The 17,961-nt window shown below is 72.8% G+C and carries 16 protein-coding genes; 6 read left to right on the forward strand and 10 right to left on the reverse strand.

All coding sequences use genetic code 11. From position 1 onward, the window contains the following. Nucleotides 1-7: 7 nt before the first annotated feature. The 4 genes from KY5_RS11860 to KY5_RS11875 form a co-directional block, all read right to left on the reverse strand. Nucleotides 8-1,258, reverse strand: coding sequence for a bifunctional RNase H/acid phosphatase (locus KY5_RS11860; RefSeq protein ID WP_098242207.1), 1,251 nt, complete (start codon nt 1,256-1,258; stop codon nt 8-10). A 13-nt stretch (nt 1,259-1,271) separates the two neighbouring features. Continuing rightward, a complete protein-coding gene (locus KY5_RS11865) occupies nt 1,272-2,015 on the reverse strand; it encodes a zinc ribbon domain-containing protein (protein ID WP_199843558.1) in 744 nt (247 codons plus the stop codon). Then, nucleotides 2,012-2,863, reverse strand: coding sequence for a Nif3-like dinuclear metal center hexameric protein (locus tag KY5_RS11870; protein WP_098242209.1), 852 nt, complete (start codon nt 2,861-2,863; stop codon nt 2,012-2,014). The genes KY5_RS11865 and KY5_RS11870 overlap by 4 nt, the downstream gene beginning before the upstream one ends. 203 nt (nt 2,864-3,066) lie before the next feature. Beyond that, nucleotides 3,067-4,128, reverse strand: coding sequence for an ABC transporter substrate-binding protein (locus KY5_RS11875; RefSeq protein ID WP_098242210.1), 1,062 nt, complete (start codon nt 4,126-4,128; stop codon nt 3,067-3,069). 256 nt (nt 4,129-4,384) lie between these two features. Here KY5_RS11875 and KY5_RS11880 point away from each other — a divergent pair, with 256 nt between their 5' ends. Continuing rightward, nucleotides 4,385-5,524, forward strand: coding sequence for a hypothetical protein (locus tag KY5_RS11880; RefSeq protein ID WP_098242211.1), 1,140 nt, complete (start codon nt 4,385-4,387; stop codon nt 5,522-5,524). Between the two features lie 47 nt (nt 5,525-5,571). Continuing rightward, entirely contained in the window at nt 5,572-5,751 is a 180-nt protein-coding gene (locus KY5_RS11885; RefSeq protein WP_098242212.1) for a hypothetical protein, read from the forward strand. A gap of 92 nt (nt 5,752-5,843) precedes the next feature. Here KY5_RS11885 and KY5_RS11890 read toward each other — a convergent pair whose 3' ends face one another. The 3 genes from KY5_RS11890 to KY5_RS11900 are packed head-to-tail and all read right to left on the reverse strand — an operon-like array spanning nt 5,844 to nt 8,767. After that, on the reverse strand, nt 5,844-6,785 hold the full coding sequence (locus KY5_RS11890; RefSeq protein ID WP_098242213.1) for a 3-oxoacyl-ACP reductase: 942 nt from the start codon (nt 6,783-6,785) through the stop codon (nt 5,844-5,846). Nucleotides 6,786-6,810: 25 nt separating this feature from the next. Continuing rightward, nucleotides 6,811-7,887 (reverse strand): Zn-dependent alcohol dehydrogenase, encoded by a 1,077-nt coding sequence (locus KY5_RS11895; RefSeq protein ID WP_098242214.1) that lies wholly within the window; start codon nt 7,885-7,887, stop codon nt 6,811-6,813. Nucleotides 7,888-7,912: 25 nt separating this feature from the next. Then, nucleotides 7,913-8,767 (reverse strand): MaoC/PaaZ C-terminal domain-containing protein, encoded by an 855-nt coding sequence (locus tag KY5_RS11900; protein WP_098242215.1) that lies wholly within the window; start codon nt 8,765-8,767, stop codon nt 7,913-7,915. Between the two features lie 249 nt (nt 8,768-9,016). Between KY5_RS11900 and KY5_RS11905 the strand changes: the two genes are divergently transcribed. From KY5_RS11905 to KY5_RS11920, 4 genes are all read left to right on the forward strand, one after another. After that, nucleotides 9,017-9,964: an ABC transporter ATP-binding protein gene (locus tag KY5_RS11905; RefSeq protein WP_098247195.1), complete on the forward strand. Its 948-nt coding sequence runs from the start codon at nt 9,017-9,019 to the stop codon at nt 9,962-9,964. Next, nucleotides 9,964-10,686, forward strand: coding sequence for an ABC transporter permease (locus KY5_RS11910; RefSeq protein ID WP_098247196.1), 723 nt, complete (start codon nt 9,964-9,966; stop codon nt 10,684-10,686). Before KY5_RS11905 ends, KY5_RS11910 begins: the two co-directional genes overlap by 1 nt. 32 nt (nt 10,687-10,718) lie before the next feature. Further along, nucleotides 10,719-11,942, forward strand: a complete 1,224-nt coding sequence (locus KY5_RS11915; protein WP_418952762.1) for a sensor histidine kinase — start codon at nt 10,719-10,721, stop codon at nt 11,940-11,942. 167 nt (nt 11,943-12,109) lie between these two features. Continuing rightward, nucleotides 12,110-12,742 carry a response regulator transcription factor gene (locus tag KY5_RS11920; RefSeq protein WP_098242216.1) on the forward strand — a complete coding sequence of 211 codons (633 nt, stop codon included), beginning with the start codon at nt 12,110-12,112 and terminating at the stop codon, nt 12,740-12,742. 67 nt (nt 12,743-12,809) lie between these two features. Here KY5_RS11920 and KY5_RS11925 read toward each other — a convergent pair whose 3' ends face one another. From KY5_RS11925 to KY5_RS11935, 3 genes are all read right to left on the reverse strand, one after another. Beyond that, on the reverse strand, nt 12,810-14,276 hold the full coding sequence (locus KY5_RS11925) for an MFS transporter (protein WP_098242217.1): 1,467 nt from the start codon (nt 14,274-14,276) through the stop codon (nt 12,810-12,812). A 107-nt stretch (nt 14,277-14,383) separates the two neighbouring features. Continuing rightward, nucleotides 14,384-15,574: a lipid-transfer protein gene (locus KY5_RS11930; protein ID WP_098242218.1), complete on the reverse strand. Its 1,191-nt coding sequence runs from the start codon at nt 15,572-15,574 to the stop codon at nt 14,384-14,386. A gap of 14 nt (nt 15,575-15,588) precedes the next feature. Beyond that, nucleotides 15,589-17,763 carry an acyl-CoA dehydrogenase gene (locus KY5_RS11935; protein ID WP_098242219.1) on the reverse strand — a complete coding sequence of 725 codons (2,175 nt, stop codon included), beginning with the start codon at nt 17,761-17,763 and terminating at the stop codon, nt 15,589-15,591. Nucleotides 17,764-17,961: the final 198 nt, after the last annotated feature.

Genomic DNA, 17,961 nt, shown 5'->3' on the forward strand with positions numbered 1-17,961 from the left:
GCGCCGCTCAGCGCAGGTGCGACGTATCGTTCAGGAGCCGTACGGACGCGTTGCCGTCGGCGTAGTACGCCACCGCCGACACCGAGGCCGCCGAGAGCTCCATGCGGAACAGGGACTCCGGCGGGGCGCCGAGCGCGAGGCGCACCAGCGTCTTGATCGGCGTGACGTGGGTGACGAGCAGGACCGTGCGCCCCGCGTACGCCTCGGTCAGGCGGTCGCGCGCCGCCGACACCCTGCGGGAGACCGTCGCGAACGACTCTCCCCCGGGCGGCGCCGCCTTCGGCGAGGCCAGCCAAGCGGTCAGCTCATCGGGCTGGCGCTCGCGCACCTCGCCGAACGTCAGCCCCTCCCACGCCCCGAAGTCCGTCTCGCGCAGGCCCTCTTCGAGGTGCACGTCGAGTCCGAGGCGCGCGGCGACGGTGTGCGCGGTCTCCTGGCAGCGCTTGAGCGGCGAGGAGACGATCGCCTGGATCGTGCCGCGCGCGGCGAGCGCGGCCGCCGCGCGTTCGGCCTGCTCGCGGCCCACGTCCGAGAGGGAGGGGTCGGAGCCGCCGCTCCCGGAGAACCGCTTCTCGGGCGTGAGCGGGGTCTCGCCGTGCCGCAGCAGGACGAAGGTCGCGGGGGCTCCCAGGTCGGCGGGGGCGGCCCAACCGACGGGCGGGGCCGCCGCGTTGCGCGCGGCGTGCGCGTCGGCGTTCGACGCCCCGCGTGACGCCGTGCTCAGGGCGGCGCGCGCCTTCGCCGCGCCCGCGGCCGCGTCTCCCGGCGGTCCCGAGGGAGCTTCGGCGGCCGCGCGTGCCGCCCGCGCGTCGAACTCCGCGGTGGACGCCGACGGAGACCAGCGTTGCCCGCGCTTGCCCGCGTCCATCGCCTCGTTGGCGAGCCGGTCGGCGTGCTTGTTCTTCTCGCGCGGGATCCATTCGTACGTCACCCGGGACGCGGGGAAGATCCGCGCGGCCTCGGCGGCGAGCGGCTTCATGTCGGGGTGCTTGATCTTCCAGCGTCCCGACATCTGCTCGACGACGAGCTTGGAGTCCATGCGCACGTGCACCGAGGCGTCCGGGTCCAGCTGGTGGGCCCCCTTGAGGCCCGCCACCAGGCCCTTGTACTCGGCGACGTTGTTCGTCGCGACGCCGATGTACTCGGCGGCCTCCATCAGGGTCTCCCCCGTGGTGGCGTCGATGACCACGGAGCCGTAGCCCGCGGGCCCCGGGTTGCCCCGGGAGCCGCCGTCGGCCTCGACGATGAACTCGCGCATGGACAGGGGGTCCTTACAGGCCGGACTCGGACGTACGGACCAGGATGCGGGCGCAGTTCTCGCAGCGGACCACCGTGTCCGGGGACGCCGCCTTCACCTCGTTGAACTCGGTGATGTCGAGCTCGAGGCGGCAGCCCTCGCAGCGGCGCTGGTTGAGCTTGGCGGCGCCGATGCCGCCCGCCTTCTCGCGCAGGCGGTCGTACAGCTTGAGCAGGTCGGCCGGGACCGAACCCGCCACGACCTCGCGCTCCTTGCCGACCGTCGCGGCCTCGCCGTCGAGCTCCTCGAAGGCGGCGTCGCGGCGGCCCGTCGCGTCGTCGATCTTCGACTGGACCGAGGAGACGCGCTCGGTGAGCTCGCCGACCCGCTCCTGCGCGGACTCGCGGCGCTCCATGACCTCCAGGACGACGTCCTCCAGGTCACCCTGGCGCTTGGCGAGCGAGGCGATCTCCCGCTGGAGGCTCTCCAGGTCCTTGGGCGAGGTGACCGCGCCCGAGTCCAGGCGCTGCTGGTCGCGGGCCGCGCGCTGGCGGACCTGGTCGACGTCCTGCTCGGCCTTGGTCTGCTCGCGGGCGCAGTCGCTCTCCTCGGTCGTCGCGGCGACGAGCAGGTCGCGCAGCTGCGTGAGGTCCTTGGTCAGCGACTCGATCTCGGCGTGCTCGGGCAGCGACTTCTTCTTGTGCGCGAGCTGCTGCAGGCGTACGTCCAGGGCCTGGACGTCGAGCAGTCGGATCTGGTCGGCGGGCGCGGCGTTCAGTTGGGGGCTCCTGTTGATTCGTGAGGTGAGGCCGCGTGGGCGGTCCAGGGGTCGGTGACCGTCTTGGAGACGTGGACGCGAAGGCCCCATCCGTGCCGGTCGGAAATCTCGTCGAGCTGGGCCGCTGCCAGCTCGCACCAGGGCCACTCGGTGGCCCAGTGCGCGGCGTCGAGGAGCGCCAGCGGCGTGCGCTCGCGGGCCTCGGACGCCGGGTGGTGGCGCAGGTCCGCGGTGAGGAAGGCGTCGACGTCCGCGGCGCGCACGTCGTCGAAGAGGCTGTCGCCGGAGCCGCCGCTGACCGCGATCGTGCGGATGAGCCGCTCCGGGTCGCCCGCGACCCTGATGCCCTGCGCGGTGGCGGGCAGCCGCTTCGCGGCGCGCTCGGCCAGCTCGCTCAGGGTCAGGGGGTGTTCGAGCGCGCAGATCCTGCCGAGCCCGCGACGGCCCCGCTGGTCGGCGGGGTCCGGCACGAGGGGGCGTACGACCCGCAGGTCGAGGGCGCCCGCGAGCGCGTCGGAGACGCCCGGGTCGGCGCGGTCGGCGTTGGTGTGCGCGACGTGCAGCGCGACGTCGTTCTTGATCAGGTCGTGGACGACCCGGCCCTTGAAGGTGGACGCCGCGACCGTGGTCGTACCCCGCAGGTAGAGCGGGTGGTGGGTGACCAGTAGCTGGGCGCCGAGCCGCACCGCCTCGTCGGCGATCTCCTGGACGGGGTCGACGGCGAACAGGACGCGCGACACCTCGGCGTCGGGGTCGCCGCAGACCGTGCCGACCGCGTCCCAGCTCTCGGCCAGTTCGGCGGGCCACAGGGCGTCGAGCGCGGCGGTTACTTCTGACAGACGGGGCACGGGGAAAGGCTACCTTCCCGCTGCGCTCGGCCGGTGCGGGTTACTTAGCGCTATGGAGCCGCCACGGAGGGCCCCGTCAGGGGCGCGGGGAACTGCGCGAGCAACCACGAAAAAGCCGCAGGCGCGTCTGCCGAGTGCTGAGCAGACGCGCCTGCGGCCTTTCGCCGGCTGAGCGCGCAGTTCCCCGCGCCCCTGACGGGGCCCTACCCGAGGTTCTTCTTGAGGTCATCCAGGACGGAGTCCGCCGCGGTGACACCGAGGCCGAGGTACCACGTCTCGTCCGGGACGTCCTTCGCCTGGCCCTTCTTCACCGCGCCGAGCTTCTTCCACAGGGGATTCTTCTCGGCCCCGGAGCGGTCCGTCTTGCTCGCGTCGCCGTAGACGCCCGTGAAGATCCAGTCCGCGTCGGCCTGGTCGATCTTCTCCGGGCTCACTTCCACGGCGAGGTCGTTGACCTGCTGGTTCTTGGGCCGCGGCAGACCCGCGTCGTCGAGGATCGTGCCGATGAAGGACGCCTTGGCGTAGAGGCGGATGCGGTCCGGCATGTAGCGGAGCATCGTGATCGTCGGCTTCTTGCCGTCGTGCGCCTCGGCGATCTCCGTACCGAGGGCCTTCGCCCGCTTCTCGTACGCGGAGAGCTCCTCCTTGGCCTTCGCCGTCCTGTCGAGCGCGGCCGCGTTCAGGAGGTAGTTCTCCTTCCACGTGAAGCCGGGGCGGATCGAGAAGACCGTGGGGGCGATCTTGGAGAGCTGCGGGTAGAGCTTGGCGGCGCGCAGCTCGCTGCCGAGGATCAGGTCGGGCTTGAGGTTCGCGATGGCTTCCAGGTTGAGGGAGTTGATCGTGCCGACGTCCTTGGGATTGCCGGCCTCCTTCTTCAGGTAGCCGGGGACGCCGTCGTCGCCCTCGGTGGGCGCGTAGCCGACCGGCTTGACGCCGAGCGAGACGACGTTGTCGAGCTCGCCGACGTCCAGGACCACGACCCGCTCGGGCCGCGTCTTGAGCTCGGTCTTGCCGCGGGCGTGCGTGAGGGTGCGCGGGAACTCGCCGGGCTTGGCCGTGGTGCCCATCTCGGCGGTCTGCTCGGCGGCCTTGGCGAAGTCGTCGCCGCCCTGGGCGACGGCCTTGCTGCCGCTGCCGTTCTCTGACTTGCCCGAGCCGTCGTCGCCCGACCCGCAGGCCGCGAGGGAGAGCGCGGCGGTCACGGCGAGGGCTACGGCGGCGGCGCCGCGGCGGTTGCGCCGTACGGACCGGATGGACACGGACATCGGGACTCCAGGGGGTGCGCTGCTCGGATCCAGCCGAGCTTAGGTTCACCTAACTTTAAACGGAACCTTAAGCGGAGCCTTCTCGTACGGCACAGCCGCCCCTGCCGTACGGCACAACCGCCCCCTGCGCAGCACACCGGTGCCCGCCCCCTCAGGCGAATCGTCACATCGCCACCCTTCTGTGTGAAGTGAACAGCCACCGATGCCACGTCAGTGCGGACGAAAACTAGCTTCGGGGCCGGAGGTGTCACCCACCATGACGACAGCGCCACCCGCGCCGGTCCCTTCCCTGGGCCCCACCCGCACGGCGGGCTGCACGATCGCGGCGGACGGGTCGTACGCGGCACGCCTGGCCCGTGGCATGGACGCGCCGGACTCCTGGTACCCCGAGCGCTGGACGCTCGGCTCGGCGGAGCCCTACGCGGTGCCGCTGCCCGGAAACCAGCCGGAGGAGCCGGGCACCGAGGTGCTGCCGATGGCCGACGGCCGGGTCCTCATCCACCGCGTGGTGGACGCGAGGCACGTCTTCACGCTGCTCTACCCGACGGGCCCCGGCACCGGCGAGGTGCCGCTGGGGGCCGTGGAGTGCGGCGAGCTGAGCCTGCTGCCGCCCGCGCCCGGCGGCACCCGTGCCTACGCGATCGCCGCGGGCGAGCGTTCATCGGCGGTCTGGCTGGTGGCGGGCGGATCCTTCGGGCCCGAGCACCTGGCGGAGATCCCCGGGCGCTGTTCGGGCGGCGTCTGGCTGGACGGCACGGACCGGCTGCTCGCCCTCGACCGCGAGTTCGACGGGCGCGTCAAGACGGTCGCGGTCGACCTGGAGCGCGGCGGCGAGGTCTCCCCGCTGCTCCAGATCTCCGAGGAGAGCGACGACCGGCTGCTGCTCGCGGACCGCGACAGCGGACTGCTGCTGCTCCGCTCCGACGCCCCCGGCGAGGACCGCGTCGGCTGGGGCGTCCTCGGCGGTACGCGCCCGGTGCGCTTCCCCGAGTCCCTGCGCCTGCCCGGTCTCGCGCTGACGCCGTTCGCGGTCCAGCCGGGACAGGTGCTCACGCCGGAGGCCTGCGCGGTGGCGCTGCGGATCGACGGGCCTTCGGGCAGCTGGCTCGGCACCTGGCGGCCCGCCGAGCGCGTACTGCACCAACTGGCCGCGCCGCCCGGGTGGTTGACGGGTTCGGGGTGGTGGACGCGGGAGGGCGAGCTGTGTCTGCCGTATGCGACGGACGCGGCGCCGTGCGGTGTCGCCCGGCTGCGCGCGGCGCCGCCGCCTCCGACGCCGGCCGAAGGGGATCCACGCAGGTCAGAGGCGTCCGCCGACGATCCACCGAAGCCCGTGGCGGCCCGGCCCGTGCCCTTGCAGGAGGCGCCTCTCACCGGGCGGATCCTTGACGGTTAGACTCGCCCGGCTGTACCGAACGATCTTCTTACGGGGTGAGTAGTTTGATGACGACCGAGACCAGTACGGAGACCCAGTGGAACACCGAGCCGCAGGAAGCGGCGCCCGCGCGTTCCGGCCTCGCTAGCCGCCTTTCCGGTGCGGGCAAGCACCGGGGCCCGGTGGCCGAGCACGACGAGGTCGCGGCGCCGCGCGGGCGGCACCGCAGGCAGGACGAAGCGTCCTGACCCGACGCACTCGACGGGGCCCGGCACCCTCCGGTGCCGGGCCCTCGCGCGTCCCCTCGACTCCTCTCGCACCAGCCCCTCGTGAGGTCGTACTAGCCCCTCTTGAGGCCGAGCACCTCCGCCGCCGCGAACGTCTCGTTCGGCGGCCGGTCCGCGTAGTACGGGGAGATCAACTCGTCCAGCTCGTCGAAGGTGAACGTCTCCTTCGCCGAGTCGAACTTGGCCGCCACCTTGGGCCGTTCGACGATGGCGACCATGCCGCCGTGCACCACGAGCAGTTGTCCGTTGACCTTGGCGGCGGCGGGCGACGCCAGATAGCCGACCAGCGGTGAGACGTGCTCGGGCGCCAGCGGGTCGAGCTGACCGGCGCCCGGCTCCTGGAAGCCCTGAAAGACGTCCTCGGTCATCCGCGTACGGGCGCGCGGGCAGATGGCGTTGGCGGTCACCCCGTACTTGGCGAGCGCGAGCGCCGTCGACGTGGTGAGCCCGACGATGCCGCCCTTGGCCGCCGCGTAGTTGGGCTGGCCCGCGGAGCCCGCGAGGTACGCCTCCGACGAGGTGTTCACGATCCGCCCGTACACCGGGCCGCCGGACGCCTTGGAGCGCTCGCGCCAGTGCGCGGCCGCGAAGTGCGTCGTGCTGAAGTGGCCCTTAAGGTGGACGTGGATGACCGAGTCCCACTCCGCCTCGCTCATCGAGAAGATCATCCGGTCCCGCAGGATGCCCGCGTTGTTGACCAGGATGTCGAGCTTTCCGTACGTGTCGATCGCCAACTGGACCAGCGCGCGGGCCTGTTCGTGGTCCGCGACGTCGCCGGTGTGGGCGACGGCCTGCCCGCCCGCGGCCCTGATCTCGGCGGCGACCTCCTCCGCGGGCGTCGCCGACGCCTCGCCCGAGCCGTCCCGGCCCGGCTGCCCGAAGTCGTTGACGACGACGCTCGCGCCGAGCCCGGCCAGTTCCAGCGCCTCGGCGCGGCCGAGCCCACGGCCCGCCCCGGTGACGATCGCGGACAGACCATCAAGTGGCAGTGACATCAAAGTCCTCTCAGATCTTGGCGGTTCAGATCTCGATGCAGGTGCGCAGGGCCGCGCCCGTCCGCATCTGGTCGAGCGCCTCGTTGATCTCGGTGAGCCGCACGCGGTGCGTGATCAGGCCCTCCAGGTCGATGCGGCCCGCCCGCCACAGCGCGATGGCCCGCTCGTACGACGTGAGGACGTCGCCGCCGCCGTACATGGACGGCAGGATCTTCTTCTCGTCGAAGAACAGCTCGAACATGTTGAGCTGGAGGTGGTCGTCCATGGCGCCCGCGCCGACGACACAGAGGGTGCCGCCGCGCCGGGTCGTCTCGTACGCGGTACGGGCCGTGGCGGACTTGCCGACGACCTCGAAGACGTAGTCGAAGCCCTCGCCCGCGGTGATCCGCTGTTTGGCGTCGGTGAGTTCGTCGGGCGAGACGGCCTCGGTGGCGCCGAACTTCAGGGCGGCCTCGCGGCGGGACGCGACCGGGTCGACGGCGACGATCTGGGCCGCGCCCTTGAGCCGCGCGCCCTGGATCGCGGAGATGCCGACACCGCCGCAGCCGATCACGGCGACGGACGACCCCGCGGCCACGTCGGCGGTGTTGATGGCCGCGCCGAGCCCGGTGGTGACGCCGCAGCCGATCAGCGCCGCGATGTCGAAGGGCACGTCGTCGGGGATCGGCACGGCGCACCCCGCGTCGACGACGACCTCCTCGGTGAAGGTGCCGGTGCCCGCGAAGCCGAAGACGTCGCCGCCGGGGCGCTTGAAGTTGGGGGTGCCCGCGTTCATGAACCCGGCGAGGCACAGCTGGGTCTGGCCGCGCTTGCAGGCGGGACAGGCGCCGCAGGCGGGCAGCCAGCACAGCAGCACCCGGTCGCCCTGGGCGAGCCCGGTCACGCCGTCGCCGACATCGATGATCTCGCCCGCGCCCTCGTGTCCGGGGATGAAGGGGGCGGGCTGCGGCAGCACGCCGTTCATCGCGGAGACGTCTGAGTGGCAGAGCCCGGTGGCCCTGACCCTGATCTTGACCTTGCCCGGGCCGAAGCCCGCCGCCTCGACGTCGTCGAGGACCTCCAGCTTGTCCTGGCCTATCTCGTGCAGTATGGCTGCGCGCATGGTGCGGCTCCTCTCATACGGACAATCAGGCGTGCTCGACGACGGTGTCGGCGAGTACCGGCGCGTCGTCCCGCTCGACCGCCGTCACGGTGGCCTGGACGCGGCCCTCGGTGCGCCACATGCGGATCCGCAGGGTCTCGCCGGGAAAGACGACCCCGGTGAAGCGCGTGCGGTAGCTCCGCACCCGGGAGACGTCGCCGCCGAGCAGCGTGTCCACCACGGCCTTGAGGGTCATCCCGTAGGTGCACAGGCCGTGCAGGATCGGCTTGTCGAAGCCCGCGAGCTTGGCGAACTCGGGGTCGGCGTGCAGCGGGTTCCAGTCCCCGGAGAGCCGGTAGAGCAGTGCCTGGTCTTCGCGGACGGGGCGCTCGACCTCCGCGTCGGGGTCGCCCTCGGGGGCCGGGACCCGGGCGGAGGGGCCCCGTTCGCCGCCGAAGCCGCCTTCGCCGCGTACGAAGATCTCGGCGTCACTCGTCCACAACGGCCCGTCGGCGTCGGCGACTTCGGTGCGCAGGACGAGGATGGCCGCCTTGCCCTTGTCGTAGACGGCGGCGACCTTGGAGGTGCTGGTGGCCCTGCCGTCGGACGGGATGGGACGGTGCAGCGTGATGGCCTGTCCGCCGTGCAGGACGGCCGCCAGGTTCACCTCGATGCCGGGGGCGGAGAGCCCGCCGACGACGCCCATGCCCGCGCCCGCGACGGTGGCGAAGCTGGGCAGGACGTGCAGCTTGGACTCCAGCGTGTAGCGCAGCTCGTCGGGGTCGGTGGCGGGCAGTCCCGCGCCGAGGCCCAGGTGGTAGAGCTGGATGTCCTTGTGGTCCCAGGCGATCTCGGCGGACCGGGGCTCGGCGGCCACGGCCTTCGCGGCGTCAATGGGCATGGGGCGGCAGCTCCTTGGGGCGGTAGCAGAAGACCTCGGTGCGGCCGTCCGCACCGTCGGCCGCACCGAGGTCGCAACTGGGCCGTTCTAGAACGCGTTCCAGTCCGGCGATCCCATGTATAGCCGAGGCCCGGAGACTTGTGAAGACTCCTGACGCAACGTCAGATGTGCCGTTGTGACATTTGTACCCGCCGAGTCCGTACAGGCGCATCTGCCGTCGGACCGCCCCTGGTTCGTAGCGTCGTGGTCATGACGAAGACAGCGGCCGGAGCCCCTCCGGAGACACCACACGCCGGGCCCGCGGTGGCCTTCTCGCAGGCGGTCAAGAGCTTCGGCGCCGTCCGCGCCGTGGACGGCCTCGACCTGGAGATACGCACCGGCGAGACCGTCGCGCTGCTCGGCCGCAACGGCGCGGGCAAGTCCACCGCCCTCTCCCTGCTGCTCGGCCTGAACGAGCCGGACGCGGGCTCGGTGCGGCTCTTCGGGCACTCCCCCGCGCGGGCCGTGGCCGAGGGACGGGTCGGCGCGATGCTCCAGGAGGGCCGCCAGGTGCCCCGCGTCACCGTCCGCGAACTGGTCGGCTTCGTCGCCCGCACCTACCCCGCGCCGATGCCCCTCGACCGGGCCCTCGGCCTCGCGGGCATCGCCGAACTCGCGGACCGGCGCGTGGACAAGCTGTCCGGGGGCCAGATGCAGCGGGTGCGGTTCGCCGTCGCGCTCGCCGGCGACCCCTCGCTCGTCGTCCTGGACGAGCCGACCGCCGCCCTCGACGTCGAGGCACGGCACGCCTTCTGGACCTCGATGCGGAGCTACGCCCTGCGCGGCCACACCGTGCTCTTCTCCACCCACTACCTGGAGGAGGCGGACGCGCACGCCGACCGGATCCTCGTCATCGACCGCGGCCGGATCGTCGCCGACGGCACCGGTGAGCAGTTGCGCCGTGCGGCGGGCGGCGGCCTGGTCGCCTTCGACCTGGCGGGCCGCCCCACCGAGGGCCTCACCGAACTGCCCGGCGTGCTCTCCCTGGAGGTGCGCGGCGACCGGGCCCGGCTGCGCACCGAGGACCCGGACGCCACGGTCGTGGCGCTCGCCGCGCTCGGCGCGGTCCGCGGCATCGAGGTCGCGCCCGCCTCCCTCGACGACGCCTTCCTCGCCCTCACCTCCGCCCACGCCACGCCTCTGGAGACCGCGCGATGATCATCGACTACGTCCGGCTCGAAGTGCGCAGGACCCTGCGCGACACCACCTTCGTGGTCTTCGGAACCGGCATGCCGGTCCTGATGTACCTCCTGTTCACCAACATCGGCGGCGGCGACGGCGACCAGGGCTGGAAGACCGGCACCATGGTCGGCATGGCCGCGTACGGCGCGCTCGGCTCGGCGCTCGCCACCGGCACCGGCGTCGCCGAGGACAAGTCGATCGGCTGGCTGCGGCAGTTGCGGATCACGCCGATGCGGCCGCGGGACGTGGTGGTCGGCAGGGCCCTCGCGGGATCCATGACGGTGCTGCCCTCCGTCGCCGTGGTGCTCACGGCGGGCGCCCTGGTCAACGACGTACGGCTGGGCGCGGGACAGTGGCTGGCGCTGCTGCTCTTCCTCTGGCTGGGCGCGCTGCCCTTCACGCTGCTCGGCATCGGCAACGGCTACCGCCTGACGGCCCAGACCACCGGCGTGGTGAACACGGCCTGCAACCTCGGGCTCGCGGTCGTCGGCGGCCTGTGGTTCCCGGTGAGCGAGTTCCCCGGCTGGCTCCGCGCGATCGGCGCGTACACGCCCGCCCACCGCTTCGCCGACCTCGGCTGGTCCGCGGCCGACGGGAACGCGCCGGGGCTCGGCACGGTCGCGGTGCTCGCCGCCTGGCTGCTGGCCTTCGGTTCGTACGCTGTGGTCTCGTACCGCAGGGCCGCGCGGACCGTGTGAACGGGCTCCGCGTCATGGGAGAGGGGACCGTCGTGTCCTGGAAGCACCGGACCACCTGCCGGATGCGGGAGTGGCAGGACGCCCGCCGGGCGTGGAAGGCCGACTGGGCCGAGGCCAAGCCCGCGTGGCGCGCCAAGAAGAAGGCGGGCGAGATCCCGGAGGAGCTCGGTCCGCCCAACGGCTTCGCCCTGCTGCCCTGGCTGCTCATGGGCATGGGCGCCTTCTCCCACCTGCTCCAGGGCAAGACCCCCAACCCGTGGATCGCGGGCGTGGGCCTGCTCGCCTTCAACTCCCTCTACATCGCCGTCGTGTTCCGCGCCTTCGACAAGAAGTCGCGGACCGCGCCCGCCACTCTCTGGGCGCTCGGCGCCCTGGCCGCGATCACCATCGGCCTCGCCGCGGGCTACGGCGGCAACTGGCTGATGTTCTTCCCGCTGCTCGGCCTCGCCACCGGAGCCGTCGTCCGGGGCCGCGGGCTCGGCCCCGTCGGCCTCGGGCTCAGCGCCCTCGCGGGCGTCATCGGCGGGATCAGGGAGGGGTGGGGCGCGGCGAACATCGCGTACGGGACGTTCCTGTCCGTGATGGTGACCGCGGCGATCCTCTCCCTCTCCGAGACGGTCCGCGAGCTGCGCGCCGCCCGCGAGGAACTGGCCCGCACCGCCGTCGAGAAGGAACGCCTGCGCTTCTCCCGCGACCTGCACGACCTGCTCGGCCACACGCTCTCCGTGATCGTGGTGAAGGCCGAGGCCACTCGCCGCCTCGCCCCGCGCGACCTGGACGCGGCGCTGGGCCAGGTCTCCGACATCGAGTCCGTCGGGCGGCAGGCGCTCACCGAGATCCGCGAGGCCGTCACCGGCTACCGCGAGGGCAGCCTCGCCACGGAGCTCGACCGTGCCCGCGATCTGCTCGGCGCGGCGGGCATCGAGGCGGTCGTACGCCAGTCGGGCCCGCCGCTCGCCCCGGAGACGGCGACGCTCCTGGGCTGGGTGGTGCGCGAGTCCGCCACCAACGTCGTACGGCACTCCGGCGCGGCCCGCTGCGACATCGAGGTCACCGGGACCGCCGAACGGACCCGGCTCACGATCACCGACGACGGACGCGGCACGGGCGAGGGCCCGCCGGGCAGCGGCCTCAAGGGCCTGGCCGAACGGCTCGCCGCGGCGGGCGGCTCCCTGGAGTCGGGCCCCGCACCGCGCACGGGCTTCCGCGTCACCGCGGAACTCCCGGTCACTGAGACGGATCCGGTCCCGGCGTAGCCGCCCCCGGGGTGCGCGCTGGGTCCGGCCCTCCGCACGGCCCGTCCATGCGCCTGCGCGCCACACGCCGGTACGCACCCGCGGGCGGGACGGACCCCGGGCGGGTGCGGCGGCCCCGGTCGAGCGGGCGCGGCGCCCCGCCGCTCTATCCTCGTCCCGTGACAGAGATGCCGCGGGACCACCGCCCGATGAAGTCCGTGAGAGTCCTCCTCGCCGAGGACCAGGGCATGATGCGGGGCGCGCTCGCGCTGTTGCTCGGGATGGAGCCCGACATCGAGGTCGTCGCGCAGGTCGGGGCGGGGGACGAGATCGTTTCCGCGGCCCTGGACAGCCGCCCGGACGTGGCCCTGCTCGACATCGAGCTGCCGAACCGCAGCGGCCTGGACGCCGCGGCCGATCTGCGGGAGGAGTGCCCCGACTGCCGGGTCCTGATCCTCACCACGTTCGGCAGGCCCGGCTATCTGCGCCGCGCGATGGAGGCGGGCGCGGTCGGCTTCCTGGTCAAGGACGGGCCCGTGGAGGATCTCGCCGAGGCGATCCGCCGTGCGCTGCGCGGCGAGACCGTCATCGACCCGGCGCTCGCCGCCGCCGCGCTGAGCGCGGGCCCCAGCCCCCTGACCACCCGCGAGGCGGACGTCCTGAAGGCCGCGGTGGACGGGGCCACGGTCGCCGACATCGCGGGCAAGGTGCACCTGTCGGAGTCGACGGTGCGCAACTACCTGTCGGCGGCCATCGGCAAGACCGGCACGCGGAACCGCATGGAAGCGGTCCGCGAGGCGAGGCAGCGGGGCTGGCTGTGACGCGTCGTGGGCGCCCCGAAGGGGCGCGGGGAACCGCGCGACAAGCCACGACGCGCCCGCGCCGGACTCAGTTCCCGCCGCGCCGCCGAGCGGAGGAGCGTTCCCCCGGCATCCACAGCAGCATCACCACGACCCCCGCGAGCAGGATGAACCCACTCGTACGGAACGCCGCCGCGTAGCCCTCGGTCAGCGCCTGCGGCGTGGTCGAACCGGCCATGGTGGTCGCCGCCACCGTGGAGAGCACCGCGAGGCCCAGCGAACCGCCCATCGTGCGCGAGGTGTTGATCAGGCCGGAGACGAGGCCCGCGTCCTTCGGCTGCGCGCCCGACGTGGCGAGCGAGGCGAGCGGCGTGGAGGCGAGGCCCGCGCCGAGCATCATCACGATGCCGGGCAGCATGATCGCGGTGACGTACGCCCCGTCGGCCGTCATGGTCGACTGCCAGCCGAACCCGGCCGCCGCGATGACGATGCCGATGACCGAGACGTTCTTGGCGCCGATCACCGGCATCAGACGCGGCGCGAGCTTCGAGCCGAGGACGATGGTCAGCGACGACGGGATGAGCGCGAGGCCCGCCTTCATCGGCGAGTAGTCGAGGACGTTCTGGGCGTACAGCGTCATGAAGTACCACATGGCGAACATGCCGCCGCCGCACACGAACATCGCGGCGTTCGCGGCCGACACCGAGCGCACCCTGAAGAGCTTCAGCGGCATCAGCGGCTCCTTGGTGCGCGCCTCCACCAGCAGGAACGCGGCGAGCAGCACGAGCCCCGCGGCCAGCGGCAGCAGGGTCTCCGCCGCCGTCCAGCCCTTCTGCTCGGTCTGCACGATGCCGTACGCCAGGGTCGCGAGCCCCGCCGTCACCAGGATCGCGCCGGGCAGGTCGATCCGGCGCGTGCCGCTCGCGCGGCTCTCGCTCAGCCAGGCCGCCCCCGCGAGGATCACCAGCGCGCCGATCGGCACGTTGATCAGCAGCACCCAGCGCCAGGACAGCAGGTCGGTCAGGACGCCGCCGACCAGGCCACCGGCCGCGCCGCCGCCCGCGCCCACCGCGGACCAGGTGCCGATCGCCCTGACCCGCGCCGGGCCCTCGGGCACCGCGGAGGTGAGGATCGTCAGGGTCGAGGGGGCGAGCACCGCGGCGCCGAGGCCCTGCACGGCCCGCGCCGCGAGCAACTGCCAGTCGGCCTGCGCGAGCCCGCCCGCGAGCGAGGCCGCGGTGAACAGGGCGAGCCCGACGAGGAACATCCGCTTGCGCCCGAAGAGGTCACCGGCGCGCCCGCCGAGCAGCATGAAGCCCGCGAAGGCGATGGAATAGGCGTTGACGACCCACTGGAGCCCCAGGGGGCTCATGCCGAGGTCGGCCCGCATCGACGGCAGCGCGGTGTTGACCACGGAGACGTCGAGGACGACGAGGAACTGTCCCGCACAGGCGGCGAGCAGCACGGCCCACATGGGGGCGGACTTCTTGCCGGGGGCGGTGGGCGGGTCGGCGGTTATGTAAGTGTCGGGGGACGTCTGAGCCATGACAGTCATCTTCTCAAGGGATGAGTGCCTTGGGCATCGGGATTTCGCTCCACGAGTCCTCGGGCCGTAGCCCTAGGTCTCGGGACCCCTTCTCGGGCCGCTCCTACTCGGTGGTCTCACGCCTCCCGTCGCAGCAGCGTCACCACCGCCGCCCCGCCGAGCCCGATGTTGTGCGCGAGCCCCACCCGCGCCCCCTCGACCTGTCGCGCCGCCGCCTCGCCCCGCAACTGCCAGGTCAGTTCGGCGACTTGGGCGATGCCCGTCGCGCCGAGGGGGTGGCCCTTGGAGATGAGACCGCCCGAGGGGTTCACCACCCAGCGGCCGCCGTAGGTCGTCGCGCCGCTCTCGACGAGCTTGCCGGACTCACCGGGCGCGCACATGCCGAGCGCCTCGTACGTCAGGAGTTCGTTGACGGAGAAGCAGTCGTGCAGCTCGATGACGTCCACGTCCTCGATGCCGAGCCCCGCCCTGTCGTACACCTGACGCGCGGCCTCCCGTGACATCGGCTGGCCGACGGCGTCGACGCACGACCCCGACGCGAAGGACTCGCCGGTGTCCGTCGTCATGGCCTGGGCGGCGATCTCCACGGCGCGGCCTTCGAGGCCATGCCGCTCCACGAAGCGTTCGGAGACGACGACCGCGGCCGCCGAGCCGTCCGACGTCGGGGAGCACTGGAGCTTGGTGAGCGGGCGGTGGATGGTCTTGGCGGCGAGGACCTCGTCGACGGTGTACGCGTCCTGGAACTGGGCGTAGGGGTTGTTCACCGAGTGCCGGTGGTTCTTGGCGCCGACCGCGGCGAGCTGCGCCTCGGTCGTGCCGTACTTCTCCATGTGCTCGCGGGCCGCGTTGCCGAAGATCTGCGCGGTGGGCGGGGTCATCTCGAAGCCGTGGCGCGTGGCCATGATCCCGTAGTGGCGGGCGACGGGTGACGTCTTGAAGTCGCCCTCGCCGCCGCCTCCGAGCGAGCCGCGCGCCATCTTCTCGAAGCCGAGCGCCAGCACGCAGTCGTTGAGGCCGCCCTCGACGAACTGCCGCGCCATCATCAGCGCGGTCGACGCGGTCGCGCAGTTGTTGTTGACGTTGTAGACGGGGACGCCGGTCAGCCCCAGTTCGTAGGCGGCGCGCTGCCCGGCCGTCGAGACCTGGAAGCAGTAGCCGACGGGGACCTGTTCCACGTCCTCGTAGGAGATCCCGGCGTCGTCGAGGGCCTTGGTGCCCGCCTCCTTCGCCATGTCCCAGTACTGCCAGTCACGCGTCTCGGGCTTCTCGAACTTGGTCATCCCGACGCCGACGATGTACGCCTTCATCTCTGCTGTTCCTCTCAGTCACGCGGCAGGCCGAGGATCCGCTCGGCGACGACGTTGAGCTGGACCTGGGTGGTGCCGCCCGCGATGGTCAGGCAGCGCGACATCAGGAAGCCGTGCAGCGCCCGCTCCCCCGCGCCCTCGCGCACCGCGCCCGCGGGGCCGAGCAGTTCGAGGGCGAGTTCGGCGACCTTCTGCTGGTGCGGGGTCTGGACGAGCTTGCGCACCGAGGCGCCCGCGCCCGGCTCCGCGCCCGCCACCTGCTGGGTGGTGGTCCGCAGGCCGATGCAGGCGAGCGCGTGCGCCTCCGCGGCGAGCGCGCCGATGCGGGCGCGGTAGGAGCCGTCCAGGTCTGCGGCGCGGGCGATGAGCGCTTCGAGGCCGGTGTCGAAGGTCAACTGGTCGGCCATGTGGACGCGTTCGTTGCCGAGAGTGTCGCGGGCCACCCGCCAGCCGTCGTCGACCCGGCCGACCACCGCGTCCTCGGGGAGCAGCACGTCGTCGAAGTACACCTCGTTGAAGAGGGAGTCGCCGGTGATCTCCTTGAGCGGGCGGACGTCGATCCCCTGGCCCCCCTCGGAGACCGCGGCCTTCATGTCGACGAGGAAGTACGTGAGCCCTTTGTGCTTGGGGGCGTCGGGGTTCGTGCGGGCGAGCAGGATGCCGTGGTCCGCCCACTGGGCCGCGCTCGTCCACACCTTCTGGCCGTTGACGCGCCAGCCCCCTTCGACGCGTTCGGCCTTCGTGCGCAGCGAGGCGAGGTCGGAGCCCGCGCCCGGCTCGCTGAAGAGCTGGCACCAGAGCAACTCGCCGCGCAGAGTGGGCGCGATGAAGCGTTCCCGCTGTTCTTCCGTGCCGTACGCGAGGAGGGAAGGCACCACCCAGGTCGCGATGCCGAGTTCGCTGAGCTTGACGCCCGCCGCCGCCAACTCTTCCTGGATGACGAGCTGTTGGACGGGTCCCGCGCCGATGCCGTACGGCTCGGGCAGGTGCGGGGCCGCGTAGCCGGTGGGCGCGAGGGCCTTGCGGGCCGCCGCGGGGTCGAGTCCGCGGGCCCCGGCGATCACCTCGCGGGCCCGCGCGCGGTACGCCTCCGCCTCGCGCGGCAGCGCGAGCCGCAGCTCCCTGCGCGCACCGCCCTCGGTGAGCCGCACGGCGCGCTGCCGGTGCGCGTCACCGGCGCCGAAGAGCTGGCGCGCCACGACCGCCCTGCGCAGGTACAGGTGCGCGTCGTGCTCCCAGGTGAAGCCGATGCCGCCGAGGATCTGCACACAGTCCTTGGCGCAGGAGTGGGCGGCGTCCAGCGCGGTGGCGGCGGCGAGGGCGCCTACCAGACCGCGCACCTCGGGCGGCTCGTCGGCGGCGCGGGCCGCGTCCCAGGCCAGGGCGCGGGCCTGCTCGACGCGGACGAGCATGTCGGCGCAGAGGTGCTTGACGCCCTGGAACTGCCCGATGGGCCGCCCGAACTGCTCGCGCACCTTGGCGTGTTCGGCCGCGGTGTGCAGCGCCCAGGCCGCGGTGCCGCAGGCGTCGGCGGCGAGCACGACAGCGGCCAGGTCGCGCACGGTCGCCGCGTCCAGGGCGAGCAGCCGCCCCGCGGGCACGTGCGCGGCCCGCGCGCTCACCTCGGCGGTCGGCCGGGTCGGATCGGCGCTCTCCTGCGTCCGTACGGTCAGCGCGTCGGCGTCGACGGCGAGCCAGACCGGGCCCGCGGCGGACGCGGCGGCCAGGACGAGCAGGTCGGCGTCGCCGCCGGAGAGCACGGGCGGCGCGGTGCCGTCCAGGACGTAGCCGTCCGGGACGCTGACGGCGGTGAGCGTGCCGGGCCCCAGGGCGACGGCGCCGATGCGGGTGCCGTCGGCGAGCCCGGCGGCCAGGTCGCGGGCGCCCGCGCGGTGCAGGACGGTGGCGGCCAGGGAGCTCGCCGCGTACGGCCCGGGGAGCGCGGCCAAGGCCGCCTCCTCCAGGACGACGGCGAGATCGAGCAGGTCACCGCCTCCGCCGCCGCACTCCTCGGGCAGATGCACCCCGAGCAGCCCTTGCTCGGCGAGTCCGTCCCAGTAGCCGGGGCGGCCGCCCCCGTGGGGCTCGTCGAGCAGCGCGCGCCTCTCCTCGGGTGGCACGGCGCGCGCGATCCAGCCGCGCACGGCCGAGGCCAACTCCCTTTGCTCCTGCGTGATTCCGATCCCCATGCGCATCCTCGCCGGTAGCAGCTGCCGGGACGGCGGCCAGACTAGAACACGTTTCAATCTGACGGAAGGTCAGATACGGGTCGTCTTCCGCGAGCGCTCCGGGCGCCGGATGATGAACCGGTTAACAGAAGGTCAAGAGTTCACCGGGTACGCCAAACGTCGGAATAGTCGCCCTGGGTAACGGGTTCGGCCTACACG

The sequence above is a fragment of the Streptomyces formicae genome, assembly GCF_002556545.1.
GTDB classification, from domain to species: Bacteria; Actinomycetota; Actinomycetes; order Streptomycetales; family Streptomycetaceae; genus Streptomyces; species Streptomyces formicae_A.